The sequence below is a fragment of the Streptomyces sp. NPDC087859 genome (assembly GCF_044742595.1).
Classification (GTDB): Bacteria; Actinomycetota; Actinomycetes; order Streptomycetales; family Streptomycetaceae; genus Streptomyces; species Streptomyces canus_F.
Map to the genome: position 1 here is coordinate 224,537 of NZ_JBIUUU010000006.1, position 26,812 is coordinate 251,348.

Consider the following 26,812-nt stretch of genomic DNA (forward strand, 5'->3'; position numbering starts at 1 on the left):
ATGATCCAGTCAAGGGGGCCTCAAGGACGGACAAACGCCGGTGCCGACACTCCGATGGAGTATCGGCACCGGCGTGGTGACGGCGAGTCAGCCTGCGAAGTTGTCGGCCATCTCCTCGGTGATGCTGGACTCCGTGCCCGGAATGCCGAGATCCTGGGCCCGCTTGTCGGCCATCGCCAGCAGCCGACGGATCCGGCCGGCGACGGCGTCCTTGGTCAGCGGCGGGTCGGCGAGCGCGCCGAGCTCCTCCAGGGAGGCCTGCTTGTGGTCCATGCGGAGGCGTCCGGCGGCCGCGAGGTGCTCGGGGACCTCGTCGCCGAGGATCTCCAGCGCGCGCTGGACCCGGGCGCCGGCGGCGACGGCCGCACGCGCCGAGCGTCGCAGGTTGGCGTCGTCGAAGTTGGCGAGACGGTTCGCCGTGGCCCGCACCTCGCGCCGCATCCGGCGCTCCTCCCAGGCCAGCACCGACTCATGGGCGCCGAGCCGGGTGAGCAGCGCGCCGATCGCGTCACCGTCGCGGACGACCACCCGGTCCACCCCGCGCACCTCGCGGGCCTTCGCGGCGATGGAGAGCCGGCGGGCGGCGCCGACCAGGGCGAGCGCGGCCTCCGGACCGGGGCAGGTCACCTCCAGCGAGGAGGAACGGCCGGGCTCGGTCAGCGAGCCGTGCGCCAGGAAAGCCCCTCGCCAGGCGGCCTCGGCATCGCAGGTGGCCCCGGAGACGACCTGCGGGGGCAGACCGCGGATCGGGCGGCCCCGGCCGTCGACCAGGCCGGTCTGCCGGGCCAGCTGGTCACCACCGGCGACCACGCGCACCACGTAACGCGAACCGCGGCGCAGTCCGCCCGGAGCCATCACGATCAGCTCGGAGCTGTGGCCGAAGATCTCCAGGATGTCCCGCTTGAGCCGACGGGCCGCCATCGAGGTGTCCAGCTCCGCCTCGATCACGATGCGCCCGCTCACCAGGTGGAGGCCGCCGGCGAACCGCAGAATGGCGGAGACCTCCGCCTTTCTGCAGCAGGTACGGGTGACGGGGAGCCGGGAGATCTCATCCTTCACCGCTGCCGTCATCGCCATGGGCCGATCCTTCCATGCATCCGAAAAATACGGTCGTACGCGGCGGCCAACAGCTCCGGGTCGTGCCTCGGGGTCCCATCGGGCCGGGCCACCGGCGCCAGCTCGACCGCGGCACCGAACCGCTTGGCGGCATCGGTCAGGGAATCGCGGTCGGGCACGGCGGCCTGGTCGGCCAGCACCACGTCCAGGGCGAGTTTAGGGGCGTGTCGTCCCAAAACCTCCAAATGACGCTGCGGGGAGAAGCCATCGGTTTCTCCGGGCTGCGGCGCGAGGTTCAGCGAGAGCACCCGGCGCGCCTTCGTCTGGGTGAGGGCGTCCAGCAGTTCGGGCACCAGCAGATGCGGGATGACCGAGGAGAACCAGGAGCCGGGTCCGAGCACCACCCAGTCCGCGTCGAGGACGGCGGCGACGGCCTCGGGCACGGCGGGCGGGTCGTGCGGCACGACGTGCACGGACTGCACCTCGCCGGGGGTGAGGGCGACGGTCGCCTGTCCCCGGACGGTGTCCACGTCCTCGGGCCGCTCCGGGTCATGCCCCTTGACCAGGGCCTGGAGCTCCAGGGGTACGGCGGACATGGGCAGCACCCGGCCGTGCGCACCCAGCAGCCTGCCGACCAGGTCGAGGGCCTGGACGTGGTCGCCGAGCTGCTCCCACAGGGCGACGATCAGCACATTGCCGACCGCGTGGTCGTGCAGGTCGCCCTTGGACTGGAAGCGGTGCTGGATGACACGGGCCCAGGTCTGGCCCCAGTCGTCGTCGCCGCACAGCGCGGCCAGCGCCTTGCGCAGGTCGCCGGGCGGCAGTACGCCCAGCTCGTCGCGGAGCCGCCCGCTGGAGCCGCCGTCGTCGGCCACGGTGACGACGGCGGTGAGGTCGCCGGTGATCCGGCGCAGTGCGGCGAGCGAGGCGGACAGGCCCATGCCGCCGCCGAGGGCGACGACCTTGGGTTGGGCACCGCGGCGGCGCGGCTTGGCGCCGCGGGCCTCCACGGGCCGGGTCGCGCGTCCCTCGGGCACGACCCGGCGCAGCCTGCTCAGCCGCGGAGAACGTCCTGTCATTCCCGTCCCATGTCCCGGTGTACGACCACCGTCTCCACGCCCTGGGAGGCGAGTCGGGCGGCGAGCTTCTCGGAGGTGGCGACGGAGCGGTGCTTGCCGCCGGTGCAGCCGACGGCGATCGTCACGTACCGCTTGCCCTCGCGGCGGTAGCCGGCGGCGATGAGCTGGAGCAGCTCGGAGTAGCGGTCGATGAACTCCTTCGCGCCGGGCTGGTTGAAGACGTACGCCGACACCTCCTCGTTGAGGCCGGTGAAGGGACGCAGCTCCGGGACCCAGTGCGGGTTGGGCAGGAAACGCATGTCCACGACCAGGTCGGCGTCGACCGGAAGGCCGTACTTGAAGCCGAAGGACATGACGGTGGCCCGCAGCTCGGGCTCCTCCTCGCCGGCGAACTGGGCGTCCATCTTGGCGCGCAGCTCGTGGACGTTGAGGCTGGAGGTGTCGATGACCAGGTCGGCGTCGCCGCGCAGCTCGCGCAGCAGCTCGCGCTCGGCGTCGATGCCGTCGACGATGCGGCCGTCGCCCTGGAGGGGGTGCGGGCGGCGCACCGACTCGAAGCGGCGGACCAGGGCCTCGTCGGAGGACTCCAGGAAGACGATCCGCCGGGTGACGTGCTTGGCCTCGAGGTCGGCGAGGGATTCGCGCAGGTTGTCGAAGAAGCGGCGGCCGCGGACGTCGACGACGACCGCGATCCGGGCGACGTTGCCCTGGGAGCGGGCGCCGAGCTCGACCATGGTGGGGATCAGCGCGGGCGGCAGGTTGTCGACGACGAACCAGCCGAGGTCCTCCAGACACTTGGCGGCGGTCGACCGGCCGGCTCCGGACATGCCGGAGATGATCACCAGCTCGGGGATGGCCGCCTCGGGAAGTCCGGCCGGCTCGCCGGTCGTGCCCGTGCTCACTTGTGCTCCGTCTCCGTCTTGGCTCTGTTGGCCTTCGTTCTCGTTCACATTCATGTCTCCTGCCCCCGTCGTTCGTCCGGGGTGCCCGCCGTCACGGGCTCCCCACCGGAACCCATGGTGTCGGGTTCCTCTTCCATGATCTCTCCAGTAGCTGTGTTCACCGCAGGAGCGGCCGGTGCCGCCTGGGCGAGGGCCACGGCGATGGTCTCTGCCGTTTTGCGGCCTATACCGGGGACCTCGCAGATCTGGTCGATGGTGGCAGATCGAAGTTTCTTCAACGAGCCGAAATGTTTGAGAAGCGCCTGCTTGCGTGTCTCGCCGAGGCCCGGGACGTCATCCAGAGGGCTCGCCCGGAACCGCTTGGCCCGCTTGGCGCGCTGGTAGGTGATCGCGAAGCGGTGGGCCTCGTCGCGGACGCGCTGGAGCAGATAGAGGCCCTCGCTGGTGCGCGGCAGCACGACCGGGTCGTCCTCGTCGGGCAGCCAGACCTCCTCCAGGCGCTTGGCGAGGCCGCAGACGGCGATGTCGTCGATGCCGAGCTCGTCCAGGGCCTTCTTGGCCGCGGCGACCTGGGGCTGTCCGCCGTCGACGACGAGGAGCTGGGGCGGGTAGGCGAACTTCTTGGGGCGGCCGTCGTCGTCCTTGTGGCCGTTGCCGGGCTCACCGGCGAGCCCGTCCTCGTGGCCGTCCTCCACCCACTCGCCGGTCTTCTCCTTCTCGGCGAGGTAGCGCCGGAAGCGGCGGGTGATCACCTCGTGCATCGAGCGGACGTCGTCCTGGCCCTCGAAGCCCTTGATCTGGAAGCGGCGGTACTCGCTCTTGCGCTGCAGACCGTCCTCGAAGACGACCATGGAGGCCACGACGTCGTCGCCCTGGAGGTGCGAGATGTCGAAGCACTCGATCCTCAGGGGGGCGCTGTCCAGGTCGAGGGCCTCGGAGATCTCCTCCAGCGCGCGCGAGCGTGTGGTCAGGTCGGAGGCGCGCTTGGTCTTGTGCAGCGCGAGGGTCTGCAGGGCGTTGCGCTGCACGGTCTCCATCAGCGCCTTCTTGTCGCCGCGTTGCGGGATGCGCAGCGAGACGTTCGAACCGCGGCGGCCGGTGAGCCACTCCTGGACCGGCCCGACGGGGTCGGGCAGAGCCGGGACGAGGACCTCCTTGGGGACGGAGTCCCCGGTCTCCTCGCCGTAGAGCTGCTGGAGGGCGTGCTCGACGAGGGCACCGGTGGTGATCTCCTCGACCTTGTCGGTGACCCAGCCGCGCTGGCCGCGCACGCGTCCGCCGCGGACGTGGAAGATCTGCACGGCGGCTTCGAGTTCGTCCTCGGCGACCGCGATGAGGTCGGCGTCGGTCGCGTCGGCGAGCACGACGGCGCTCTTCTCCATGGCCTTCTTCAGGGCCTCGATGTCGTCGCGCAGGCGGGCCGCCCGCTCGTACTCCATCTCCTCGGCCGCCTCCGTCATCTGCTTCTCCAGGCGGCGCAGATACGTCCCGGTCCGGCCTGCCATGAAGTCGCCGAAATCCTCGGCGAGTTCGCGGTGCTCGTCGGCGGAGACGCGGCCGACGCAGGGCGCGGAGCACTTGCCGATGTAGCCGAGGAGGCAGGGGCGGCCGGTCCGGGCCGCGTTCTTGAAGACGCCGGCGGAACAGGTGCGGACGGGGAAGACGCGCAGCAGCAGGTCGACGGTGTCGCGGATCGCCCACGCGTGCCCGTAGGGCCCGAAGTACCTGACGCCCTTCTTCTTGTGACCGCGCATCACCTGCACGCGCGGGAACTCCTCGTTCATCGTCACCGCGAGGTACGGGTAGCTCTTGTCGTCGCGGTACTTGACGTTGAACCGGGGGTCGTACTCCTTGATCCAGGAGTACTCCAGCTGCAGGGCCTCGACCTCCGTGGACACCACCGTCCACTCCACGGACGCGGCCGTGGTCACCATCGTGCGGGTGCGGGGGTGCAGGCTCGCCAGGTCCTGGAAGTAGTTCGCCAGGCGCTGGCGCAGGCTCTTCGCCTTTCCGACGTAGATCACCCGGCGGTGCTCGTCGCGGAATCTGTAGACCCCGGGAGAGTCCGGGATCTGTCCCGGCCTGGGGCGGTAGCTGGAGGGGTCGGCCATGTCTCCCACCCTACTGGCGGGGGCTGACAGTCCGACGGGGCCGGGGGCGAGCCGGGGGCGGGGGCCGGGCGACCTCTACCTGGACTCCAGGAACGTCAGGACGGCCAGGACCCGGCGATGGTCGTCCGTGTCCTCCGTCAGGCCGAGCTTGCCGAGGATGCTGCGGACATGTTTCTCGACCGTGCCCTCGGTGACCCACAGGCGGCGGCCGATGCCGGCGTTGGAGCGGCCCTCCGCCATGAGGGCCAGGACCTCCCTCTCGCGGGAGCTGAGGTGGGACAGGGGGTCGTCGCGGCGCTGGGCCGTGAAGAGTTCGTGGACCAGGGAGGGGTCGACCACCGCGCCGCCCCTGCCGACACGGTCCAGGGCCTCGATGAACTCGTCGACGACCGTGACCCGGCTCTTCAGCAGGTAGCCGACCCCACGCCCGCCGGCCAGCAGCTCCAGGGCGTCCTCGACCTCCACGAACGCCGACAGGACGAGGATGCCGGTGCCGGGGTGGCGCTCCCGGATGGTGCGGGCCGCCTTGAGCCCCTCCGTGGAGTGGTCGGGCGGCATCCGTATGTCGACGATGGCGATGTCGGGGCGCTCCTCGTGGACCAGTTCCAGGAGCCGCTCCGCGTCACCCGCCTGACCGGCCACCTCGTACCCGGCTCTCTCGCAGAGACTCGCCAGTCCCTCCCGGAGGAGGATGTCGTCGTCGGCGAGGACCACCCGTCCCCGCACCCGCCGCCGCGATGCGTCGTCCATGGCCCCGGCCCCCCTTGCCCGACCGATCTGCTGCGCGCCCAACAGCCTGCCCCACCGGCCGGATTACGGCTAGCCGGAAGCGGAATTGGGGGCCTGCCGTGACGACACACGGACGTGTGCGAGCGATTCTCGTACCAGTGCGATGCCGAACGACCGGTCGCTTCGGGCGAGAGGCGACGGGTCGCGGGACCGAAGGGTTGCGGGACATGCGACGGACGCGGATCCAGAAGGCGAGGCGTTCGACCCGTGCCCGGCCCGGCACCGGGGACCCGTACGGCTTCGGCGAGGCCCTCGACCCCCGGGATCCCGACATAGTGCGCGCCAAGCGCCTGCAGTCGGCACGGCGCGGCGGTATCCACCGCCCCTAGAACCGGACGGCAGCCTCTCCGTCCGACACGACCGCCCGGCGCGTACGCGACGTCACCGAGTCCGAGGTCCCCCCGCCCGGACAACTCCCCCCGCGTGCGCGTCGGGCGGTCACACGTCCGTCGTCGGCGGCGGGCTCAGCGGCAGCCGTACCTCCACGGTGGTGCCCTCGCCCGGCGGGCTGCTGACATCCAGCTTGCCGCCGATCGCCTCGACGCGGTCGATGAGCCCGATCAGCCCGGACCCACGGCCGGGCTCGGCTCCCCCGACGCCGTCGTCGCGGACGACCATCTCCAGCCGGTCGTCCCGGATCTCGGCCCCGACCTCCACCACGCGCGCGTGGGCATGCTTCACCGCGTTGGTGAGGCACTCCGAGGTGACGTAGTACGCGGCCACCTCCAGCCGCTCCGGGAGCCGCGACGCGGGCAGCTTCAGGTCGAGCTCCACGGGGACGGCGGAGCGGCGGGCCAGGGAGCGCAGGGCGGGTCCCAGACCGCCCTTGGAGAGGACGGCCGGGTGGATGCCGCGGGCCACCTGGAGCAGGTCCTGGAAGGCGTCGTCGAGGCCCTTGCCCACATGGGCGAGCTGTTCGGCGAGTTCGGAGGACGGGTCCGTCAGCAGGGACTCGGCCAGTCTCAGGTCCAGTTGGAGGGCGACGAGCCGCTGCTGGACCCCGTCGTGCAGATCGCGTTCGATCCTGCGCCGGGAGGCGTCCGAGGCGGCCACCACGCGCGCGCGTGACGCGGTCAGCTGGGCGCGGCTGTCGGCGTTGGCGATGGCGGTGGCGATGAGCTCGGTGAAGTCGGCCAGCCGCGACTCGGTACCGGCGGGCAGGGCGTCCAGCGGGGAGGCGGCGAGGACGAAGCCCCACAGCCGGTCGTCGACGACGATGGGCGCGCCGACGACCTGTCCGACATGAGCCGCGCGCCGGGTCCCGGACACCTCGCGCATCGCCGCGAGGCCCGCCTGCCGACGCTCCTCGCGGCCGGCCCGCTCGAGCTCCTCCGGGATCCCGTACACGGTCCCGAGGACCGTCCGGCTGCCGTCGGGCTCCTGCCGCAGCACGGCCGCGGTCGTGTTCAGCAGGGCCCCGACCTCCTCCGCCACCCTCGTGAACACCTCGGACGGCGGGGCTCCGCGGGCCACCAGGGTGGCGACCCGGCGCAGCGCGGCCTGCTCCCGTGCGGCCCGGCGGCTCTCGGTGACGTCGCGCGCGGTGGCGTAGATGAGCCCCTCCTCGGGGACCGGCCGGGCGCTCCACTGGAGCCAGCACTCGGTGCCGTCGGCGCGCAGGTAGCGGTTCTCGAACTCGGCCACGTCGGCGCCGCTCGCGAGACGGTCGAGGGCGACGCGGGTGCCGTCCCGGTCGTCCTCGTGCACGAACTCCATGTAGGGCTTGGACAGCAGTTCCTCGCCCGAATGGCCGAGGGTCCTCTCGAAGGCCGGGTTGACCCGCTTGAAGTAGCCGTCGAGGCCGCTGATGCAGAGCAGGTCGAGGGAGAGGTTGAAGATGCTCTCCACTTCCTGTTCGGCCTTCTCGCGCCGCCCGTGGGTCGCGGCGAAGGACGCCATGGTGCCGTTCATTCCGCCGAGCAGCTGGGCCCAGGTGCCGTCGAAGGCGGCGACGTCGGCGCGGTGTCCGAGCCGGTTGTCGTCGATCGCCGTGTTCATGGCCCGGATCTCGCCGGCCAGCCGCTCGGTGGTGACGCGCAGTTCGCGGAAGGTGTCGGCCACATCGCCGAGTTCGTCACGGCCGGCGTACCGGATGTCGTACGAGAGATCGCCGTCCGACAGGGCCCGCGCGCCCTGGGAGACCTCGCTGAGGGGGCGGGTGATGGAGCGGCGCAGGGCCAGCGCGAGGACGGTGACGACGCCGAGGACGGCCAGGGAGACGGCGAGGTCGCGCCGTACGCGGGTCTCCGCGCTGTGGCGGTCGCGCGCGGCGGTGGCCTCGAGGGCGTGTGCGGCCCGGTCCTGGATGCCGCGCAGGGAGTCGATGCGGGCCGTGGAGTGGGTCAGCCAGCTCTCGTACGACGGGAGGTGGACGGTCTCGGGGACGGGTGCGGCGAGCGTGTCGCGGACCTTGCGGACGGCCCGGCCGGGCGCCTCGAACTGGGTGCTGTACAGCTCGGCCCGCAGGTCGTCCGAGGTGTTCTGCCGGAACGTGTCCAGTTCGGCCGCCTCCAGCTCGGGCCAGCGTCCGGCGGCGGTGGGGCCCTGCTCGACGGGTGCGTCCAGCAGGATCGCCAGCTCCACGCGCTCGCGTTCGGCGGCCTCGACGGCCCGTACGAGGGCGATGTGGGCGTCCGCCGCGCGGCCCGAGGTCTGGGTGGGGCTCCCCGATTCGAACACGGCGACGTGGTCGAGCAGGGCGTCCTCGATGCCCGCGTAGTCCTGGGCCACCGTGGGGGCGGTGAGCGAGGCGGTGCCCGTCTGGACGCGCAGCGCGTGCAGTCGGCGGGCGGCGGCGTCGAGGTCTCCGGCGGCGTCGGCCCCGGTCCAGCCGGCGGTGCGGTCGGCGGCCCGCTCCAGGGCCTGGTCCGTGGCCCGTTCGGTCGCGGCGCGGGCCGCCGGGGTGACCGTGCGCGGGCGCAGCCTGGCCTGTACGGCGGCGATCCGTTCCCGGGCGACGGCGTCGGAGACCTCGGTGAGCGCGAACGACACCTCGGTCGCGGCGTGGAAGGCCCGCAGGTCGCGCGCCTCCTGCCATTGGGCGGCGCCACTGAAGGCGGTGAAGGCCAGCAGTCCGGTCACCGGCAGCAGTACGAGAAGCATCAGCTTGCGTCCGACGCGCAGACGGGCCAGGAGCGGGGGGCGCTCCGTCCGTGTCGGTCCCACGCCGCGCATGGTCGTTCCTCAGCGCCCGGTGGGCGGGTAGTACTGGTGGTCCGCCAAGTCCTTGTCGATGACCCGCACCGCCCCGTCGAGTGTGGCCCGCACCGGCGCCTCGTCGAACATGATCTTGGCGAAGGCCCGGGAGAAGGCGTCGGTGATCGCCGGGTAGGCGGGCGTCCGCGGCCGGGGCCGGGCGACGCCGCCCGTCAGTTGCTCGATGAACAGATGCTCGGCGCCGTCGGTGCCGTAGGCGGACGAGAGCTTCACCGCGCTGTGCGTGGCCGGGATCCCGCCGTTGGCCTCGCTCATCCGGTGGACCTGGTCCGGCTTCAGCAGGTAGGCGAGGAAGCGCCAGACGGCGTCCCCGTCGGCCGCGCCGGAGGTGACGCCCCACTGCCAGGAGCCCATCCCGGTCACCGTGCCCCGGCCGAAGTCGGGCAGCGGCACGATCGCCACGTCGCCGGGGTGTGCCTTGCTGTAGCGCGGGTACCACCAGTGGCCGGTCCAGGAGATGACGCTACGGCCCTCGGTGAACGCCTGGTCGTCGGTCCTGCCGGGCTCGACGAGCCCCTCCTTGACCCAGGTCTGCATGGTGGTGAGCGCCTTGACCGCCTCGGGACCGTTGAGGAAGCCGTCGGCCGTGCGGAACGTCCTGGGCTCGATGAGATCACCGCCCGCCGACCACACGGCGGGCGCGAAGCCGTAGGTGTTCCACTCCTCGCCGGGCTTCGCGTGGACGAGCCCGAGGTCGATGGGCGTCTCGTGGCCCGCCGCTCGCAGGGTGCGCAGAACGTCCGTGAACTCGGCGGAGGTCCAGGCGTCGTCGACGCCTCGGGGGATACGGATACCCGCCTTCTTCAGCGCCGAGGGGCGCACATACAGCCCCAGTCCGGAGTCGAAGGTGCCGATGCCGTACAGCTTCCCCGCGTACGTGCCCTGTTGGCGGATCGAGGCCAGCAGATCGCTGCGCACACTGTCGGGAACGCAGGAGTCGATCGGCTTGAGCTTGCCGGACCAGGCGTAGCTGTAGAGATTGGGGCCGTCGATGTCGAGCAGGTCCGGAAGGTCGCCGCTGGCCGCGGCGGAGTCCACCAGGTCGGTGTACGGGCGGTGCTCGGGCAGGGTGACGAGCTCCACCCGCACCTGTCTCTGTGCCTTGTTGAACTCCGCTACCTGCTTCCGCAGGGTGCTGAGCTCCCCGCTCGGCCCGGCGTGGAACCACATGGTCAGATGCTCGGTGCCCTCGATCCTGCCGTCGCAGGTCGTGTCACCGCGCGCCTCGCCACCCGTGCCGTCGGCGTCATCGCCTCCCCCGCCGCACGCGGCCAGCAGCAGGGCGGCCCCCAACAGCCGTGCGGTCAGGGCGCGATGATGCACATCCGCTCCGACGTTGCTGAGCCACGCAGGCATCGCGCACCCCCACTCGACCGGTCTTCAGCGGCCTTCCCAGGGCAGCCCACATGCTACCCCCGGTGACGTGCCGCTGCGCTGAGTAAGCGGGAACCGGTCGATTCGCCAAGGGACTTCAGCACATTCCAGCTGCCGGGAAGCAATGCGCGTCGACTCTTTCCGGGTAGCCGGAAAGCGCAATCACCTGCCTGTTGGGACCCTGTGGGGCATGTCCATGCGCTGTCTTCTCGTCGATGACAGCATTCGATTCCTGGAAGCCGCGCGCACTCTGCTGGAGCGCGACGGGATACCCGTCGTCGGCGTCGCCATGTCAGGTTCGGAAGCTCTGGCACGGGCCACCGAGCTGGCCCCGGACATCGTCCTGGTGGATCTCGACCTCAACGGGGAGAACGGCTTCGACCTCGCGGTGGAGCTCGCCGGCAATGTCACCTCCGTGATCATCCTGATCTCCACACACTCCCTGGACGACTTCGAGGAACTCGTGGCCGCCAGTCCGGCGCGTGGCTTTCTTCACAAGTCCGCGCTCTCCGCGCGGGCGATCAGAGACGTACTGGGCAACGACGGCTCGGGCGCGCCGACTTGACTTCTCCAGGCCGTATCCCGGCCAGGAGTGCGTGACTGTTGGGCATGAGGTGTTGTCGGGACTTGGTCAACACGCTTCAATGCGGGGGAACTCGGGATCGTGAAGAACGGCGTACGGATGTGAAGACGCCCCGAACCCGGTGCGAATCCGCACGAACGGTCTGACCAGCCGTCGTGACCACACAGAAAGGCCCCTGCATGCCGCACGCCACACAGCACGGGGACGTCTCCGCCGTCGCCGACGCGGAACTGGACACGGCCCTGCGAGGCGGCCCCTTCCATGTCGCCCTGCGGGCGGCGATAGCCGCCCGCGGACTGCCGCTCCAGCGCGTGCAGCACCATCTGTCGCGCTACGGGGTCAAGGTCGGCGTCACCAGCCTGAGCTACTGGCAGCAGGGTGCGCGCCGCCCCCAGCGCCCCGAGTCGCTGCGCGCGGTGCGGGCCCTGGAGGAGATCCTCCAGCTGCCGGAGGAGTCACTGATCCGGCTGCTCGCGGAGGCCGACGCCCACGCGGCCGGCCAGCGGCCCGCCGTCCGCTCCTACCGTTCCCTCGTCGAGGCCTCCGGCGTACTGGAGCGGCTGCTGGACGAGCTGGACTCACCGCCGGACGGCGGGCTGCACACCCTCGGGCACCACGAGCGGGTACGGATAGGGGGACGTCGGGAGCTTCTCGGGCGCGAGTCGCACCACATCGTGCGCGCCCACCAGGACGGCGTCGACCGGTTCGTGGCCGTGCACCACGGCGACCCGGGGTGCGCGCCGGAGCGCATGCAGGTGCACGCCCTGGAGAACTGCCGCACGGGACGCGTCCGCTCCCACCACGGGACCGGCGTGTTCGTGGCCGAGCTGCTCTTCGACACACGGCTGCGGGCCGGCGACACCTTCCTGTTCCGCTACGGCGTCGAGGACGGCACGGCGGGTGTCTCCCGCGAGTACATCCGCGGCTTCGGCCCGTCCGGCGGGCAGTACGCGCTCCAGGTGCGCTTCGACGAGAACGCGCTGCCGGCCCGGTGCCACCGGTTCACCCAGCACTCGGCGGCGGCCCCGCGCAGTGGGCGCCAGGAACTGGCGCTCACCGGGACGCACCGGTCGGTGCACATCGTCGAGCCGCGCGTGCGGACGGGGATCGTGGGGATCGGCTGGGACTGGGAGTGAGCCGACTGGGACCCGCGTGACGTAAACGCTTGCGCAAGCGTTTACGTCAGCCGCCGGATGGGATACGTTCCCGGCCTGAGGGGTGTCCGCCGAAGGGTGTCGCCCGAGGGCTGTCCAGGAGGAGCGTCATGCCGACCATGGCCGATGTCGCGCGCTGTGCGGGCGTGTCCGTGGCGACCGTCTCCCATGTGCTCAACGACACCCGGCCGGTGCTCCCGCACACCCGTCAGGCCGTCCTGGACGCCATCGACGAGCTCGGCTACACACCCAACACCCTGGCCCGCTCCCTGGTGACCTCCCGCACCCGATCCATCGGGCTCGCGGTGTCGGCGATCACCAATCCGTACTTCACGGAGATCCTCCAGGGCGTCGAGGCAGAGGTCCTGGACCACGGCTACAGCCTGCTGATCGCCGATCCGCACGACGACCCCGTCCATGAACGCAAGGTCGTCCAGCTGCTGCACGAGCGGCGGGTGGACGGCATGATCGTCGCGCCCTCCGCGGACCCCGGGGAACTGCTGGCCTACCTCGGCCGCCACGCCGTCCCCACGGTGCTCCTCGACCGTGTCGTCGACGCCGCGCAGCCCTTCGACCAGGTCTGCGCCGAGAACACCGCGCCGATGAGCGAGCTGGTCGCCCATCTCGCCGTGCTCGGGCACCGCCGGATCGGGCTGGTGGCGGGCCTGCCCGGGCTCAGCACCAGCGGCGAGCGGGTCGCCGGGTACCAGGGCGGGCTCGCGGCCGCCGGGCTGCCGTACGACGAACGGCTCGTGGTTCACGGCGACTCCGCGTCGGCCGGTGCCGAGCGGGCCACCGCGGCGCTGCTGGCCCTGCCCGAACCGCCGACGGCGCTCGTCACCGCCAACAACGCGATGACCATCGGCGCGCTGCGCGCCCTGCGCGACCACGGTCTCGCCGTGCCCGGCGACATCGCCCTGTGCTGCTTCGACGACTTCGCCTGGGCCGACCTCTTCTCACCCCGGCTCACCGCGATCGCCCAGCCCAGCAAGGAGATCGGCGCCCGGGCGGTGCGGGTGCTCCTGGACCGCCTGGCCGATCCGGACCGGCCGATCCGGACGGTCCGCCTGCCCTGCGCCCTCGTGCATCGCACGTCGTGCGGGTGCCCCGAGGAGGCGGTGGTGTCCGGATGATGGCCGCCGAGGAGGCCGAGGCGTTCCGGCGGCCGGCCGAAGCCGCCGGAGCGTTACGACAGCGGCTGACCGAAGAGGCCGGGAGAACCCGACAAGGGCTGCCCGAGGGGCGGTTGCCCTCGCCTCCGCCTTCTGTGCCCGTACCGCAGGACAGCTCCGCAAGCCCGAGAGAGGAACACGTTCGTGATCGTCGTCGCCGGTGAGGCCCTCATCGACCTGGTACCGCAGGGCACCGGAGCCCTGGCGGGACTGACGCCCGCGCTCGGCGGCGGCCCGTACAACACGGCCGTCGCCCTCGGTCGCCTCGGCTCCCCCGCCGCCTTCTGCTCCCGTACGTCGTCCGACGCGTTCGGCGAGGCCCTGCTCGACGGGCTGCGGCGGGCGTCGGTGGACGTGTCGGCGGTGCAGCGCGGGCCGGAGCCGACCACTCTGGCGGTCGCCACGATCGACGCGAGTGGCTCGGCCGCCTACTCCTTCTATGTCGAGGGCACCGCCGACCGTCTGTTCGCGGCTCCCGCCGAGCTCCCCGCCGGTACGCGCGCGGTGTCCTTCGGCACCTGCTCGCTCGTCCTGGAGCCGGGGGCGAGCGCCTACGAGGAACTGATGCGGACCGCGGCCGCGCAGGGCGTGTTCACCGCGCTCGACCCGAACATCCGGGCCGGGCTGATCCCCGATCCGGACGCCTACCGGGCCCGGTTCAAGAGCTGGCTGCCGTCGGTGTCCCTGCTCAAGCTCTCCGAGGAGGACGCGCTGTGGCTGGGCGGCACCCCGCACGAGTGGCTGGCCGCGGGACCTTCGGCCGTCGTGATCACTCAGGGCGGTGACGGTCTGACCGCGTTCACCCGGGACGGCTCGGTGCACTCCGTGCCGGGCGAGAAGGTCGACGTCGTCGACACGATCGGGGCCGGTGACACGGTGAACGCGGCGCTCCTGCACGGCCTGTCCGTCCGGGACGCCCTGTCCGCCGAGGCGCTCCTGGGACTGGGCGCCGACGGCTGGACGAGGCTGCTGCGATTCGCGGCGCGGGCAGCCGCGATCACCTGCTCCCGGGCGGGGGCGGAACCGCCGTACGCCTCCGAACTCGGGGACTTGTAGGGGGCGTTCGGCCTTCACTCGATTCCACTGTTCAGGAGTCAAGGTGCGTCGCGGCCGCGGGGATCGGGCGGCTGATTCTGCAACGATCGGCGCCCCGCGGGGAGTTCCCACGGGGCGCCGAACTTTTCCGTATTTCTCAGGACCTGTCGCCCATGGGCCTCAGGCCTTGCGGGCCCGCGTCGCCTTCTTCGCGGGTGCCGCCTTCTTGGTGCCGGCCGCCTTCTTGGCCGCCGCGGTGTCGGCGGCCTTGGTCGCGGTCGTCCTCGCCGTGGCCGTCTTCTTCGCCGCGGTCTTGGCGGCGACGGTCTTCTTCGCCGCCGCCTTGCGCGGGGCCTTCACCGAGGACGCGTCGCTGATCCGGTCGGCGCCGAGGACCTCCCGCAGGAACTTGCCGGTGTGGCTGGCGGGAACTCCGGCGACCTCCTCGGGGGTGCCCTCGGCGACGACGAGACCGCCGCCCGCGCCACCCTCGGGGCCCATGTCGACGACCCAGTCGGCGGTCTTGATCACGTCGAGGTTGTGCTCGATGACGATGACCGTGTTGCCCTTGTCGACCAGGCCGGCGAGGACCTTCAGCAGCTTGCTGATGTCCTCGAAGTGCAGACCGGTGGTCGGCTCGTCCAGGACGTAGACCGTGCGTCCGGTGGAGCGCTTCTGAAGCTCGCTGGCGAGCTTCACGCGCTGGGCCTCGCCGCCGGACAGGGTGGTCGCGGACTGGCCGAGGCGGACATAGCCGAGACCGACGTCGTTGAGCGTCTTGAGGTGGCGGTTGATCGCCGGGACGGCCTCGAAGAAGTGCATGGCTTCCTCGATGGGCATGTTCAGGACCTCGGCGATGGACCTGCCCTTGTAGTGGACCTCCAGGGTCTCCCGGTTGTACCGGGCACCGTGGCAGACCTCGCAGGGGACATAGACGTCCGGGAGGAAGTTCATCTCGATCTTGATCGTGCCGTCGCCCGAGCAGTTCTCGCAGCGGCCGCCCTTGACGTTGAAGGAGAAGCGGCCGGGCAGGTAGCCGCGGACCTTCGCCTCGGTGGTCTCGGCGAACAGCTTGCGGACGTGGTCGAAGACGCCGGTGTACGTCGCCGGGTTGGACCGCGGGGTGCGGCCGATGGGCGACTGGTCGACGTGCACGACCTTGTCGACGAGGTCGTCACCGTCCACACGTGTGTGGCGTCCCGGGACGCTCCGGGCACCGTTCAGCTCACGGGCCAGGTGGGTGTACAGGATGTCGTTGACCAGCGTGGACTTGCCGGAACCGGAGACGCCGGTGACCGCGGTGAACACACCGAGCGGGAACGAGACGTCGATGTCCTGGAGGTTGTTCTCCCGGGCACCGTGCACCGTGAGCCGGCGGGACGGGTCCTGCGGGCGCCGGATGTCGGGGAGCGGGATCGCCTTCTTGCCGGACAGGTACTGGCCGGTCATGGACTCTTCGTTGGCGAGCAGCTCCTTCAGGGAGCCGCTGTGCACGACCTTGCCGCCGTGCTCGCCGGCGCCGGGGCCGATGTCGACGATCCAGTCGGCGACCTTGATGGTGTCCTCGTCGTGCTCGACGACGATGAGCGTGTTGCCCATGTCGCGCAGCCGGACCAGGGTCTCGATCAGCCGGTGATTGTCGCGCTGGTGCAGACCGATGGAGGGCTCGTCCAGGACGTACAGCACGCCGACGAGGCCGGAGCCGATCTGGGTGGCCAGGCGGATGCGCTGCGCCTCACCGCCGGACAGGGTGCCGGCCGCGCGGTTGAGCGAGAGGTAGTCGAGGCCGACGTCGACGAGGAACTTGAGCCGCTCGTTGACCTCCTTCAGCACCCGCTCGGCGATCTTCTTGTCGCGGGTGTTGAGCTTCAGCTCGCCCAGGAAGTCCGCGCAGTCGCTGATGGACATCGCGGAGACCTCGGCGATCGACTTCCCCATCACCGTGACCGCGAGGACGATCGGCTTGAGGCGGGTGCCCTCACAGGTGGGGCAGGGCACCTCGCGCATGTAGCCCTCGAAGCGCTCACGGCTGGCGTCGCTCTCGGACTCGCTGTGCCGGCGCTTGACGAAGGGGACGGCTCCTTCGAAGGGCGTCGTGTAGACCCGCTCGCGTCCGTACCGGTTCCGGTAGCGGACCTCGATCTGTGTCTTGTGGCCGTGGAGCAGGGCCTTCTTGGCGCGCTGGGGCAGGCCCGCGAAGGGGATGTCGGTCCGGAAGCCCAGCGCGTCGGCGAGGGCGCCGATCAGCCGGCCGAAGTAGTCCTTGGTGTGCCCGTGCGACCAGGGGTGGATGGCGCCCTCGTCGAGGGACTTGTCCTCGTCGGGGACGATCAGCTCGGGGTCGACCTCCATGCGGGTGCCGATGCCGCTGCACTCGGGGCAGGCGCCGAAGGGGGAGTTGAAGGAGAAGGAGCGCGGCTCCAGCTCCTCGAAGGACAGGTCGTCGTACGCGCAGTACAGGTGCTCCGAGTACAGGCGCTCGCGCTCGGGGTCGTCCGCGGGGAGGTCGACGAAGTCGAGGACGACCATGCCGCCGGCGAGACCGAGGGCGGTCTCCACGGAGTCGGTGAGCCGGCGCTTGGCGGACTCCTTCACCGTGAGGCGGTCGATGACCACCTCGATGGTGTGCTTCTCCTGCTTCTTCAGGGTGGGCGGCTCGGAGAGCTGGATGGTCTCGCCGTCCACGCGCGCGCGGCTGTAGCCCTTGGTCTGGAGGTCGGCGAAGAGGTCGACGAACTCGCCCTTGCGCTCGCGCACCAGCGGCGACAGCACCTGGAAGCGGCTCCCCTCCGGCAGCTCCAGGACCTTGTCGACGATGGCCTGCGGCGACTGGCGCGCGATCGGGCGGCCGCACTCGGGGCAGTGCGGCTTGCCGATCCGCGCGAAGAGCAGCCGGAGGTAGTCGTAGACCTCGGTGATGGTGCCGACCGTCGAGCGCGGGTTGCGAGAGGTCGACTTCTGGTCGATGGAGACCGCGGGCGAGAGGCCCTCGATGAAGTCGACGTCCGGCTTGTCCATCTGGCCGAGGAACTGGCGGGCGTACGAGGAGAGCGACTCCACGTACCGACGCTGACCTTCGGCGAAGATCGTGTCGAAGGCCAGGGAGGACTTGCCCGACCCGGACAGGCCCGTGAAGACGATGAGCGAGTCACGCGGCAGGTCGAGCGAGACGTTCTTGAGGTTGTGCTCGCGCGCGCCACGGACGATGAGACGGTCGGCCACGCCGGTCCGCACCTTTCTTGAGAAGAAGTGACAGGGGCGGGGCCCCCGTGCTTTTTCAGACTAGGGGGAGCCACTGACAACGCCGGTCGGATTCCCGGATGCATAACAATCCCCGGCTATCCAGCATGCCCGACGCCGCTGTCGACCATATAGCACGTGCATTCGATTTACGGCACCGCTTCACCACCTTCACCCAAAGGTGTGGCGGGACTAGTGTCAGCAGCATGATTGATCACGCGCATGACCTGGCGTCTGTACGTGACGCGACGGAGCGGCTGCTCACCGCAGCCGCCAAACTGGACAACGCGTCTGTGACCGAGCCGTCACGGCTCCCGGGGTGGACCCGCGGCCACGTCCTCGCCCACCTGGCCCGCAACGCGGACGCCCTGGTGAACGTTCTGGAGGGCCGGCCCATGTACGTCTCCGGGGAGGCCCGGGACGCCGAGATCGACCGGGACGCCCCGCGCCCCCTCGACATCCAGCTCACGGACGTCCGTGACAGCGCCGCCCGCTTCCAGGAGGCGGGAGCCGTCCCGGCCGACTGGTCGCGCGTCGTGCAGCTGCGCAACGGGGTCACCGACTCGGCGGCCCGGGTGCCGTTCCGGCGGTGGGTGGAGGTGGAGCTGCACCATGTGGACCTCGGGATCGGGTACGAGCTGGAGGACGTGCCCGCGGAGTTCGCGGGCCGGGAGATCGTCTTCCTCGCCGAGCGGTTCACCGGGCACCCCGACGTACCGCCGACCCGCCTGACGGACGACACGCGCGTGTGGACCACGGGCCGGGTGGCGGAGGCGATCGTGGTCACGGTGACGGGATCCCCCGCGGACCTGCTCGGCTGGCTCGCCGGGCGCCGCGACGGATCGGCGCTGAGCGTGGAGGGCGGAAGGCTGCCGGAGCTTCCTCCGCTGTAGGGGCGCCCTAGACTGACCGCCATGACGTACAGCGGACAGGTCACGGTCGGCGGCCCGGCGGACGTGCACGAACTCAAGGACCTGATGATCACCAAGATCGCGGTCGGTCCCATGAACAACAACGCCTATCTGCTGCGCTGCCGGGCCACGGACGAACAGCTGCTGATCGACGCGGCCAACGACGCGGAGACGCTGATCGGCATGATCGGTGACGACGGCATCGCGTCCGTCGTCACCACGCACCAGCACGGCGACCACTGGCAGGCCCTCGCCCAGGTCGTCGCCGCCACCGGCGCCCGTACGTACGTGGGCCGGGAGGACGCCGACGGCATCCCCGTTCCGACCGACGTCCTCCTCGACGACGGCGCCACCGTCCGGGTGGGGCGTGTGGAGCTGACCGCGCGCCATCTGGTCGGACACACGCCGGGGTCGATCGCCCTCGTCTACGACGACCCGCACGGCCACCCCCATGTGTTCACCGGCGACTGCCTCTTCCCCGGCGGCGTCGGCAACACCCGCAAGGATCCTGAGGCGTTCGCGAGCCTGATCCACGACGTGGAGACGAAGATCTTCGACGTCCTGCCGGACGAGACGTGGGTCTACCCGGGCCACGGCAACGACACATCGCTCGGCGCCGAGCGTCCGCAGTTGCCGGAGTGGCACGCGCGCGGATGGTGAACGGCGGGGTGCTCGCCGAATCCCCGCGCACCGGCGCGTGACCAACTCGTGCACGCCCGGGGCATCACAACCCTCGCGCGCCCCGCGCACAACACGCCTTTATGCGCCGCACCTTCGCGCCCCCGGCGTGCATGCCTTCGCACGCGCCCCGTGTGAACCGTTCACACACGCCGGTGTCCTGCGCACGCTCCCCGCGCACATGGTTGCGCGGTCAACTGGTAGCAGCCCCGCACAGGATGACGGCTCCTGCGCGGCAAGGGCCGCCGGTCTTCCGATCCCCGCCCTCGGCCGGCGGCCCCGGCGACCTGCACAGGGGGCGTTCACAAGAACGCAACACCCGTTCCCAGTATGCGGACAGATACCGTCGTGACCTCGACAAACGGGGCGACCTGCTGTCAATCTCCCGCCATGCACCTCGCCCCCCGCGCCGCCCTGCGCCGCGCTGCCGCCGCCGCGACCATAGCCCTGCTCGCCACCGCCGTCGGCTGCGCACCGCAGCCGGAGGAGGACTCGGCCGCCAAGCCTTCGGGGTCGTCGACCGGCACGACGTGCGCCAAGGGGAAGCTGGCCACCGAGACGTCCGGCAAGCTGACGATCGCCACCGACGAGCCCGCGTACGAGCCGTGGTTCAAGGACGACAAGCCCGCCAACGGCAAGGGGTTCGAGTCCGCGGTCGCCTACGCCGTGGCGGAGCAGCTCGGCTACGACAAGAGCGCCGTCGTCTGGCAGAGCGTTCCCTTCAACAAGGCGTTCGCGCCCGGTGAGAAGACCTTCGACTTCGACATCAACCAGGTGTCGATCAGTGCCGAGCGCAAGAAGGCCGTGGACTTCTCGTCCGGCTACTACGACGTGCGCCAGGCCGTCATCGCCCTCAAGGGCACCAAGGCGGCGAAGGCGACGAGCATCGCGGACCTGAAGGGCCTCAAGCTGGGCGCCCAGGTCGGCACGACCAGCCTCAACTACATCGAGGACGTGGTGAAGCCGACCCAGCAGGCCGCCGCCTACGCCAAGAACGACCAGGCCAAGTCCGCGCTGAAGAACGGCCAGGTGGACGCCATCGTCGTCGACCTGCCGACCGCCTTCTACATCACCGCGGCCGAGGTGACCGACGCCGAGATCGTCGGTCAGTTCGAGAACCAGGGCGGCACGCCGGAGCAGTTCGGCCTCGTCCTCGACAAGGGCAGCGCGCTCACGTCGTGCGTGACCGACGCGGTCGACACCCTGCGCGAGAACGGCACGCTGGCGAAGATCGAGCAGCAGTGGCTGTCCGACGCCGTCGACGCCCCGGTGCTCAAGTGACGCTCACGAAGGACGAGTCCGGCGCGGAGTCGCCGGACGCGGTCGACGCGTACACGCCCTCCGAACGGCGGCTCGAGCGGGAACGCCACAAGCGGAACCGCTCCCGCCGTGCCACGGCGATCGCCGCTCTCTCGACGCTCGTCACGGCCGTCGTCCTCTACCTGGTCGTCGTCAACGCGCCGGGCTGGGAGCGCACCAAGGAGACCTTCTTCAACGGGGAGTACGCGCGCGAGGCGTTCCCCAAGGTCCTCGAAGGGCTGTGGCTCAACCTCCGGCTGCTGCTGATCTGCGGTGTGGCCGTGCTGGTCCTCGGCATGCTCATCGCGATCGCCCGTACCCTGCGCGGCCCGGTCTTCTTCCCGCTGCGGGTGCTGGCCGCCGCCTACACGGACTTCTTCCGGGGCCTCCCGCTCATCATCAACCTGATGATCGTGGTCCTGGGCGTCCCGGCGCTGCGGCTCCAGGGCGTGACCGTCGACCCGGTGCTGCTGGGCGGCACGGCGCTGACGCTGACGTACTCCGCGTACGTGGCCGAGGTGTTCCGCGCCGGCATCGAGTCCATCCACCCCTCGCAGCGCGCCGCGGCCCGCTCGCTCGGCCTCTCCAACCGGCAGGCGCTGCGGCACGTGGTGCTGCCGCAGGCCGTACGACGCCAGGTACCGCCCCTGCTCAACGACCTGGTGTCGCTGCAGAAGGACACCGGGCTCGTGTCGATCGGCGGCGCGGTGGACGCCGTACGAGCCGCCGACATCATCGTGGGCCGCAGCCTCAACTACACGCCGTACATCGTCGCGGGCCTGGTCTTCGTCGCGCTCACCATTCCGATGACCCGGTTCACGGACTGGGTGACGGCCCGGATGGACCGTCAGCGGGCCCAGGGAGGGACCACATGACCGACGCACCGGTGCTGCGGATGGAGTCCGTCCGCAAGACGTTCGGCGGCTCGGTCGTGCTGCGGGACGTGGACCTTGAGGTCGCCTCGCACACGGTGACCGCGCTGATCGGCGCCTCCGGTTCCGGCAAGTCCACGCTGCTGCGCTGCGCGAACCTCCTGGAGGAGATCGACGACGGCGCGATCTGGCTGGACGGCGAGGAGATCACCGACCCGCGGGCCGACCAGGACGCGGTACGCCGCCGTATCGGCGTCGTCTTCCAGGCCTACAACCTCTTCCCGCACATGACCGTCCTGGAGAACATCACGCTCGCCCCGCGCCGTGTGCACGGGGTGTCCCGCGCGGAGGCCGAGGAGCGCGGCAAGGAGCTGCTGGAGCGGCTCGGGCTCGGCGGCAAGGCGGGCGAGTACCCGGACCGGCTGAGCGGCGGTCAGCAGCAGCGGGTCGCGATCGTGCGCGCTCTGGCCGTACGTCCCCGGCTGTTGCTCCTCGACGAGATCACCGCGGCCCTGGACCCGGAGCTCGTGGGCGAGGTGCTCGCCGTCGTCCGTGATCTGAAGGGCGAGGGCATGACCATGGTGTTGGCCACGCACGAGATGGGCTTCGCCCGCGATGTCGCCGACCAGGTTTGCTTTCTGGACGGAGGCGTGGTCCTGGAGAGCGGGACGGCCGAGCAGATCTTCGGTGACCCGCAGCAGGAGCGCACCCAGCGCTTCCTGCGGCGGATCGTGGAGGCCGGACGCCTGTAACAGGCGCCCGCCAGGAGGGCGGGGCTTACGCCTCGGTCTGTCCCGCCCCCGCCAGCGCCGCGACCCGCTCCACTCCGAACGCGTATCCCTGCACGCCACAGCCCGCGATCACGCCGTCGGCCCGCAGGGAGACGTAGGAGTGGTGGCGGAAGGACTCGCGCTTGTGGATGTTGGAGATGTGGACCTCGAGGACCGGCAGTCCGTCGCAGGTGTTGAGTGCGTCCAGAATCGCCACCGAGGTGTGCGAGTATGCGCCGGGGTTGATGACGATCCCGCAGTGGTTCAGCCGTGCCTCGTGGATCCAGTCGACCAGCTCGCCCTCGTGGTTGGACTGCCGGAAGTCCACGGTGCCGCCGTGCGCGGCCGCGGTCTTGGCGCACAGGGCCTCGACGTCGGCGAGGGTGTCGGAACCGTAGATCTCCGGCTGGCGCTGGCCGAGCAGGTTCAGGTTGGGGCCGTTGAGGATCATGATCGGGGCGTTGGCCAGGGTGCGGGGCACGGTTCCTCCGGTCCGGTGGCGGGTGCGCGATCCGTTGAAGACCGCTGCTCAGACCCCGGTTTATCACGGTGCACCCGGAGAGCGGACAGCCGTACCCTCCACGGATGACGACGATCTCGTACCCGCCCAAGCCCTCCCCCGGCGACCGCATAGCCGTCATCTCGGCCGGCGCCGGCCTGCCCGAGCTGTTCCCGCGCCCCTTCGAACTGGGCCTGGAGCGACTGCGCGAGGACTACGGCCTCATCCCGGTCGAGTACCCCACGACCCGCAAGATGGGCACTGCTCCGCGAGAGCGCGCCGACGACATCCACGCCGCCTTCGCCGACCCGGACATCAAGGCGGTCATCGCGTCGATCGGCGGCGACGACCAGATCACCGTGCTGCCGTATCTGGACCGGGAGTTGATCCGGGCGAACCCGAAGCCGTTCTTCGGGACGAGCGACAACACGAACCTGCTCATGTATCTGCGCAACTCGGGGATCGTCGGCTTTCACGGAGCGACGGTGATGTGCGAGCTGGGCCGCCCCGGCGCCATGAACCCGCAGACCGCCGACTCCCTGCGGGCCGCGCTGTTCACCTCCGGCGAGTACGAGCTGAGGCCCGCCGACCGCTGGAACGACGTCAACCGGGACTGGGCGGACCCGGCGACCTTCGAAGCGGAGCCGGAGACCAGGCCCGGCAACGGCTGGACCTGGGTGAATCCCGACCGGGTGATCGAGGGCCGGAGTTGGGGCGGCTGCCTGGAGATCCTGGGATGGCTGCTGATGGCCGATCGTGAGATCTCGCACGATCTGAGCGAGTACGACGGCGGAGTGCTGCTGCTGGAGACCTCCGAGGAGATGCCGAGCGGCGAGGAGGTCTTCCGTACCCTGCGCAACATGGGCGAGCGCGGTCTGCTCCAGCGCTTCTCCGCACTCCTGATGGGCCGGGCGAAGACCTGGTCCTTCGAGCAGCCCAACGGCCCCGAGGAGAGCGCCCGTCATGCCTCCGAACAACGCGAGGCCGTACTGCGTGCCATGCGGGCCTACGCTCCCGACGCCACCATCGTCTTCGACGTCGACTTCGGGCACACCGACCCCCAACTCGTCATCCCCTACGGCGGTCTCGTCCGCGTCGACGGTCCCGCCCGGCGCATCACGGTCACCTACTGACGCGCCCGCACGCCCCCGTAACCCGTCGTCACCGTGGGTGGTTGACGCGGCATGCACGACGTACGCACCGTAAGGGCGCCCTCCATGCCGCGGCTCGCGGCCGCCTCGCTCGCCGGGACGGCCATCGAGTTCTACGACTTCTTCGTCTACGGGACCGCTGCGGCGCTGGTCCTGGGGCCGCTGTTCTTCCCGACGTTCTCGCCGCTGGCGGGGACGCTGGCCGCCTTCGCCACGTTCGGTGTGGGGTTCGTGGCGCGGCCGCTGGGTTCGGTGCTGTTCGGGCACATCGGGGACCGGCGCGGGCGACGGCCGGTCCTCGTCGCCTCGTTGCTGCTGACCGGCGGCGCCACGGTCGCGGTCGGCTGTGTACCGACGTACGACTCGATCGGGGTGACCGCTCCCCTGCTGCTGCTCGTGCTGCGGTTCCTGCAGGGACTGGGGCTCGGCGGGGAGTGGGGCGGGGCCGTGCTGCTGACGGCCGAGCACGCGCCGCCCGAGCGGCGGGCCCTGTGGTCGAGCTTCCCGCAGATCGGACCCGCGGTGGGATTTCTGCTCGCCAACGGCGTGATGCTCGTCCTGTCGGCGTCGCTGACCGAGGCGCAGTTCGCCGCGTGGGGGTGGCGGGTGCCGTTCTGGGCGGCCGGGGTGCTGGCCGTGGCGGGACTGTGGCTGCGGTCGTCGCTCGCCGAGAGTCCCAGCTTCCTCGAGATCGACGACCACGCGCGCGTGCCGCTCGTCGAGGTCGTGCGCGACCACTGGCGGCTCGTCCTGCTGACGGCCGGGGCCCTCGCGGTCGGGTACGCGATCTTCTACGCCGTCACGACCTGGTCCCTCGCATATGCGACGGAGCGGCTGGGCGTGGGCCGTACGGTCATGCTGGCCTGCATCATGGCCGCGGTCGTGGTGAAGGGATCACTGACGCCGGTGGTGGCGTTGCTCGGCGACCGCTACGGGAGGCGGCCGCTGTGTCTGGCGGGATGCGCGGCGGCGGCCGTGTGGATGTTCCCGTTGGTCGCGCTGCTCTCGACCGGCGAGCCGCTGCTGATATTCCTGGGGTTCCTGGGCGCGATGCTCGCGTTCATCACGATGTTCGCCGTGATCGCCGCGTACCTGCCGGAGCTGTACGAACCGAGGGTGCGCTGCACGGGCGCCGCGGTCGGTTACAACCTCGGCGGGGTCCTCGGGGGCGCGCTCACGCCGATCGTGGCGACGGCGCTCGCCGAGCGGGGCGGCCGGGTGCCGTGGGGCGTGGGGGCGTATCTGACGGGGATCGCGCTGCTGAGCCTGGGGTGCTTCGCGCTGCTGCCGGAGACGCGTCCGGTGCCGGTGGCCGCCGCGGCGGAGCCGGAGCCGGCCATGGACTGATCCGGGGAATCGATCCTCGGATCAGTCGACGGGTCGGTCTACGGATTGATCGCCAGCTCCAGGTAGGCCGCGAACAGCACCAGGTGCACGCCACCCTGGAGCGGGGTGGCCCGGCCCGGCACCACGGTCAGGGAGCTGACCACCACGGTCAGGGCGAGCAGCACCATGTGGGTGGCGCCCAGGCCCAGGACGAGCGGGCCGTCGAGCCAGATGGAGGCCAGGGCGACGGCGGGAATGGTGAGGCCGATGCTGGCCATCGCGGAGCCGAGCGCGAGGTTGAGGCTGGTCTGCACGCGGTCGCGGCGTGCGGAGCGCAGCGCGGCGATGGTCTCGGGGAGGAGCACCAGCAGGGCGATGATCACTCCGACGACGGCATGCGGCAGTCCGGCCGCGGACACCCCGGACTCGATGGTGGGCGACACGCCCTTGGCCAGGCCGACGACGCCGATCAGGGCCAGTCCCAGCAGCCCGAGGCTGATCCGGGCGGTGCGGGAGGACGGCGCGTCGGCGTGGTCGTCGATGGTGACGACCACGCCCTGGCGGGTGATCGGGAGGAAGTAGTCGCGGTGCCGCACCGTCTGGGTCGCCACGAACAGGCCGTACAGGACCAGTGAGGAGAGCGCGGCGAAGGTCAGCTGGACGCCGGAGAACTCCGGGCCCGGCTTGCTGGTCGTGAACGTCGGCAGGACCAGGCTGAGGGTGGCCAGGGTGGCGACGGTCGCGAGGGCGGCGCCGGTGCCCTCGGGGTTGAAGACGGCGATGCCGTGGCGCAGGGAGGCGACCAGGAGGCAGATGCCGACGATGCCGTTGCAGGTGATCATCACGGCCGCGAAGACCGTGTCCCGGGCGAGCGTCGAGCTTTTACCGCCGCCGTCGGCCATCAGGGTGACGATGAGGGCGACTTCGATGATGGTGACGGCTACGGCGAGGACCAGCGAGCCGAAGGGTTCACCGACCCGGTGCGCGACCACTTCGGCGTGGTGCACGGCGGCCAGGACGGCGCCCGCGAGGACCAGGGTCACCAGGGCGACGATCACGCCCGGCAGATCGCGCCCCCAGGTGAAGGCCAGGAGGACGGCGGCGAGCACCGGCACCAGGATCGTCCACTGGGTGGTGAGCGACCTGAGCCGAGTGATCATGCAGCGATCGTCGCAGAGGGGGTGGGGCCCCGCACCCTGGCGGGACGGGGCCCCCGGGCCTCACTTGAGCTCGGTGACGTCCACCAGATCGCAGTCCGTGAAGGTCGGTGCCTTGGTGCACAACGCGGCCATCCGCTCCGCGAACTTACCCGTCTCCGGGTCGCCGCTGTTGCGCATGGCTTCCTCGTAGGAGTCGAACTCGATCACGACGAGGTAGCGGTCGGGATTGCTGCGGTCCCTCAGCACCATGCGGTGGGTGGGGCCGTCGGTGCGGCCGGCGAACTGTTCCTCCGCCTGCCGGCCCAGCGCCTCCATCTCTTCGATGCGGTCGGTCTCGTAGTCGATGATCTGTACGAACTTCATGGGTGCGTCCATAGTGCCTCCACCCGGTCATGGCGTCTCCGGGCGGGAGACGCTCCGCACACAACGGAAGCA

Annotated in this window: 23 protein-coding genes; 12 read left to right on the top strand and 11 right to left on the bottom strand. The window is 70.8% G+C overall.

What is annotated here, in order from left to right:
• Positions 1 to 87: 87 nt before the first annotated feature.
• From whiA to ACIOHP_RS16385, 5 genes are all read right to left on the bottom strand, one after another.
• On the bottom strand, positions 88 to 1,077 hold the full coding sequence (whiA, locus tag ACIOHP_RS16365; protein WP_401887943.1) for a DNA-binding protein WhiA: 990 nt from the start codon (positions 1,075 to 1,077) through the stop codon (positions 88 to 90).
• A complete protein-coding gene (yvcK, locus tag ACIOHP_RS16370) occupies positions 1,068 to 2,135 on the bottom strand; it encodes a uridine diphosphate-N-acetylglucosamine-binding protein YvcK (protein ID WP_361544799.1) in 1,068 nt (355 codons plus the stop codon). Before yvcK ends, whiA begins: the two co-directional genes overlap by 10 nt.
• The gene (rapZ, locus tag ACIOHP_RS16375; protein ID WP_266893976.1) at positions 2,132 to 3,091 is read right to left on the bottom strand and encodes an RNase adapter RapZ; all 960 of its coding nucleotides are present in this window, start codon (positions 3,089 to 3,091) and stop codon (positions 2,132 to 2,134) included. Before rapZ ends, yvcK begins: the two co-directional genes overlap by 4 nt.
• The gene (gene uvrC, locus ACIOHP_RS16380; RefSeq protein ID WP_361544803.1) at positions 3,088 to 5,148 is read right to left on the bottom strand and encodes an excinuclease ABC subunit UvrC; all 2,061 of its coding nucleotides are present in this window, start codon (positions 5,146 to 5,148) and stop codon (positions 3,088 to 3,090) included. The genes rapZ and uvrC overlap by 4 nt, the downstream gene beginning before the upstream one ends.
• A 75-nt stretch (positions 5,149 to 5,223) precedes the next feature.
• Positions 5,224 to 5,898, bottom strand: a complete 675-nt coding sequence (locus ACIOHP_RS16385; protein ID WP_361544806.1) for a response regulator transcription factor — start codon at positions 5,896 to 5,898, stop codon at positions 5,224 to 5,226.
• Positions 5,899 to 6,104: 206 nt separating this feature from the next.
• Between ACIOHP_RS16385 and ACIOHP_RS16390 the strand changes: the two genes are divergently transcribed.
• Entirely contained in the window at positions 6,105 to 6,266 is a 162-nt protein-coding gene (locus tag ACIOHP_RS16390) for a hypothetical protein (protein ID WP_361544809.1), read from the top strand.
• Positions 6,267 to 6,375: 109 nt separating this feature from the next.
• On the opposite strand, the gene ACIOHP_RS16395 is transcribed toward ACIOHP_RS16390, so the two are convergent.
• Positions 6,376 to 9,111 (bottom strand): PAS domain S-box protein, encoded by a 2,736-nt coding sequence (locus tag ACIOHP_RS16395; protein ID WP_401887948.1) that lies wholly within the window; start codon positions 9,109 to 9,111, stop codon positions 6,376 to 6,378.
• A 9-nt stretch (positions 9,112 to 9,120) separates the two neighbouring features.
• Positions 9,121 to 10,509: an ABC transporter substrate-binding protein gene (locus ACIOHP_RS16400; protein WP_401887951.1), complete on the bottom strand. Its 1,389-nt coding sequence runs from the start codon at positions 10,507 to 10,509 to the stop codon at positions 9,121 to 9,123.
• Between the two features lie 208 nt (positions 10,510 to 10,717).
• Between ACIOHP_RS16400 and ACIOHP_RS16405 the strand changes: the two genes are divergently transcribed.
• The 4 genes from ACIOHP_RS16405 to ACIOHP_RS16420 all read left to right on the top strand — a co-directional run bounded on the left by ACIOHP_RS16405 (position 10,718) and on the right by ACIOHP_RS16420 (position 14,492).
• Complete coding sequence (locus ACIOHP_RS16405) at positions 10,718 to 11,092, top strand: response regulator transcription factor (RefSeq protein ID WP_401887953.1); 375 nt, start codon at positions 10,718 to 10,720, stop codon at positions 11,090 to 11,092.
• Positions 11,093 to 11,289: 197 nt separating this feature from the next.
• On the top strand, positions 11,290 to 12,246 hold the full coding sequence (locus ACIOHP_RS16410; protein ID WP_361488069.1) for a hypothetical protein: 957 nt from the start codon (positions 11,290 to 11,292) through the stop codon (positions 12,244 to 12,246).
• 128 nt (positions 12,247 to 12,374) lie between these two features.
• Positions 12,375 to 13,397, top strand: coding sequence for a LacI family DNA-binding transcriptional regulator (locus tag ACIOHP_RS16415; protein WP_401887957.1), 1,023 nt, complete (start codon positions 12,375 to 12,377; stop codon positions 13,395 to 13,397).
• A gap of 183 nt (positions 13,398 to 13,580) precedes the next feature.
• A complete protein-coding gene (locus tag ACIOHP_RS16420) occupies positions 13,581 to 14,492 on the top strand; it encodes a carbohydrate kinase (RefSeq protein WP_401887959.1) in 912 nt (303 codons plus the stop codon).
• A 159-nt stretch (positions 14,493 to 14,651) separates the two neighbouring features.
• Here the strand turns inward: ACIOHP_RS16420 and uvrA are convergent, their stop codons facing one another.
• Positions 14,652 to 17,693, bottom strand: coding sequence for an excinuclease ABC subunit UvrA (uvrA, locus tag ACIOHP_RS16425; protein ID WP_401887962.1), 3,042 nt, complete (start codon positions 17,691 to 17,693; stop codon positions 14,652 to 14,654).
• Positions 17,694 to 17,917: 224 nt separating this feature from the next.
• On the opposite strand from uvrA, the gene ACIOHP_RS16430 reads away from it, so the two are divergent.
• The 5 genes from ACIOHP_RS16430 to ACIOHP_RS16450 all read left to right on the top strand — a co-directional run bounded on the left by ACIOHP_RS16430 (position 17,918) and on the right by ACIOHP_RS16450 (position 22,223).
• Entirely contained in the window at positions 17,918 to 18,604 is a 687-nt protein-coding gene (locus tag ACIOHP_RS16430; RefSeq protein WP_361488081.1) for a maleylpyruvate isomerase family mycothiol-dependent enzyme, read from the top strand.
• 21 nt (positions 18,605 to 18,625) lie between these two features.
• Positions 18,626 to 19,282 carry an MBL fold metallo-hydrolase gene (locus ACIOHP_RS16435; RefSeq protein WP_401887965.1) on the top strand — a complete coding sequence of 219 codons (657 nt, stop codon included), beginning with the start codon at positions 18,626 to 18,628 and terminating at the stop codon, positions 19,280 to 19,282.
• Positions 19,283 to 19,690: 408 nt separating this feature from the next.
• Complete coding sequence (locus tag ACIOHP_RS16440; RefSeq protein ID WP_401887967.1) at positions 19,691 to 20,581, top strand: ABC transporter substrate-binding protein; 891 nt, start codon at positions 19,691 to 19,693, stop codon at positions 20,579 to 20,581.
• A complete protein-coding gene (locus tag ACIOHP_RS16445; RefSeq protein WP_401887970.1) occupies positions 20,578 to 21,474 on the top strand; it encodes an amino acid ABC transporter permease in 897 nt (298 codons plus the stop codon). The genes ACIOHP_RS16440 and ACIOHP_RS16445 overlap by 4 nt, the downstream gene beginning before the upstream one ends.
• Positions 21,471 to 22,223, top strand: coding sequence for an amino acid ABC transporter ATP-binding protein (locus ACIOHP_RS16450; protein ID WP_361544839.1), 753 nt, complete (start codon positions 21,471 to 21,473; stop codon positions 22,221 to 22,223). Before ACIOHP_RS16445 ends, ACIOHP_RS16450 begins: the two co-directional genes overlap by 4 nt.
• A 25-nt stretch (positions 22,224 to 22,248) precedes the next feature.
• On the opposite strand, the gene aroQ is transcribed toward ACIOHP_RS16450, so the two are convergent.
• Positions 22,249 to 22,722, bottom strand: coding sequence for a type II 3-dehydroquinate dehydratase (gene aroQ / locus ACIOHP_RS16455; protein ID WP_401887973.1), 474 nt, complete (start codon positions 22,720 to 22,722; stop codon positions 22,249 to 22,251).
• Between the two features lie 104 nt (positions 22,723 to 22,826).
• Between aroQ and ACIOHP_RS16460 the strand changes: the two genes are divergently transcribed.
• Both ACIOHP_RS16460 and ACIOHP_RS16465 read left to right on the top strand, forming a co-directional pair.
• Positions 22,827 to 23,873, top strand: coding sequence for a S66 peptidase family protein (locus ACIOHP_RS16460; protein WP_401887975.1), 1,047 nt, complete (start codon positions 22,827 to 22,829; stop codon positions 23,871 to 23,873).
• 51 nt (positions 23,874 to 23,924) lie between these two features.
• The gene (locus ACIOHP_RS16465) at positions 23,925 to 25,238 is read left to right on the top strand and encodes an MFS transporter (protein ID WP_401887978.1); all 1,314 of its coding nucleotides are present in this window, start codon (positions 23,925 to 23,927) and stop codon (positions 25,236 to 25,238) included.
• A 38-nt stretch (positions 25,239 to 25,276) separates the two neighbouring features.
• Here ACIOHP_RS16465 and ACIOHP_RS16470 read toward each other — a convergent pair whose 3' ends face one another.
• Positions 25,277 to 26,377: a calcium:proton antiporter gene (locus tag ACIOHP_RS16470; protein WP_401887981.1), complete on the bottom strand. Its 1,101-nt coding sequence runs from the start codon at positions 26,375 to 26,377 to the stop codon at positions 25,277 to 25,279.
• Positions 26,378 to 26,437: 60 nt separating this feature from the next.
• Complete coding sequence (locus tag ACIOHP_RS16475) at positions 26,438 to 26,740, bottom strand: hypothetical protein (RefSeq protein WP_401887984.1); 303 nt, start codon at positions 26,738 to 26,740, stop codon at positions 26,438 to 26,440.
• Positions 26,741 to 26,812 lie beyond the last annotated feature (72 nt).

Coding starts and splice junctions, on each gene's coding strand:
- ACIOHP_RS16415 (WP_401887957.1), top strand. CDS start 12,375: ATGCCGACCATGGCCGATGTCGCGCGCTGTGCGGGCGTGTCCGTGGCG.
- whiA (WP_401887943.1), bottom strand. CDS start 1,077: ATGGCGATGACGGCAGCGGTGAAGGATGAGATCTCCCGGCTCCCCGTC.
- rapZ (WP_266893976.1), bottom strand. CDS start 3,091: ATGAATGTGAACGAGAACGAAGGCCAACAGAGCCAAGACGGAGACGGA.
- ACIOHP_RS16435 (WP_401887965.1), top strand. CDS start 18,626: ATGACGTACAGCGGACAGGTCACGGTCGGCGGCCCGGCGGACGTGCAC.
- ACIOHP_RS16450 (WP_361544839.1), top strand. CDS start 21,471: ATGACCGACGCACCGGTGCTGCGGATGGAGTCCGTCCGCAAGACGTTC.
- ACIOHP_RS16460 (WP_401887975.1), top strand. CDS start 22,827: ATGACGACGATCTCGTACCCGCCCAAGCCCTCCCCCGGCGACCGCATA.
- ACIOHP_RS16440 (WP_401887967.1), top strand. CDS start 19,691: ATGCACCTCGCCCCCCGCGCCGCCCTGCGCCGCGCTGCCGCCGCCGCG.
- ACIOHP_RS16465 (WP_401887978.1), top strand. CDS start 23,925: ATGCACGACGTACGCACCGTAAGGGCGCCCTCCATGCCGCGGCTCGCG.
- ACIOHP_RS16385 (WP_361544806.1), bottom strand. CDS start 5,898: ATGGACGACGCATCGCGGCGGCGGGTGCGGGGACGGGTGGTCCTCGCC.
- ACIOHP_RS16400 (WP_401887951.1), bottom strand. CDS start 10,509: ATGCCTGCGTGGCTCAGCAACGTCGGAGCGGATGTGCATCATCGCGCC.
- ACIOHP_RS16390 (WP_361544809.1), top strand. CDS start 6,105: ATGCGACGGACGCGGATCCAGAAGGCGAGGCGTTCGACCCGTGCCCGG.
- yvcK (WP_361544799.1), bottom strand. CDS start 2,135: ATGACAGGACGTTCTCCGCGGCTGAGCAGGCTGCGCCGGGTCGTGCCC.
- ACIOHP_RS16470 (WP_401887981.1), bottom strand. CDS start 26,377: ATGATCACTCGGCTCAGGTCGCTCACCACCCAGTGGACGATCCTGGTG.
- uvrC (WP_361544803.1), bottom strand. CDS start 5,148: ATGGCCGACCCCTCCAGCTACCGCCCCAGGCCGGGACAGATCCCGGAC.
- ACIOHP_RS16475 (WP_401887984.1), bottom strand. CDS start 26,740: ATGAAGTTCGTACAGATCATCGACTACGAGACCGACCGCATCGAAGAG.
- ACIOHP_RS16395 (WP_401887948.1), bottom strand. CDS start 9,111: ATGCGCGGCGTGGGACCGACACGGACGGAGCGCCCCCCGCTCCTGGCC.
- ACIOHP_RS16430 (WP_361488081.1), top strand. CDS start 17,918: ATGATTGATCACGCGCATGACCTGGCGTCTGTACGTGACGCGACGGAG.
- ACIOHP_RS16410 (WP_361488069.1), top strand. CDS start 11,290: ATGCCGCACGCCACACAGCACGGGGACGTCTCCGCCGTCGCCGACGCG.
- ACIOHP_RS16405 (WP_401887953.1), top strand. CDS start 10,718: ATGTCCATGCGCTGTCTTCTCGTCGATGACAGCATTCGATTCCTGGAA.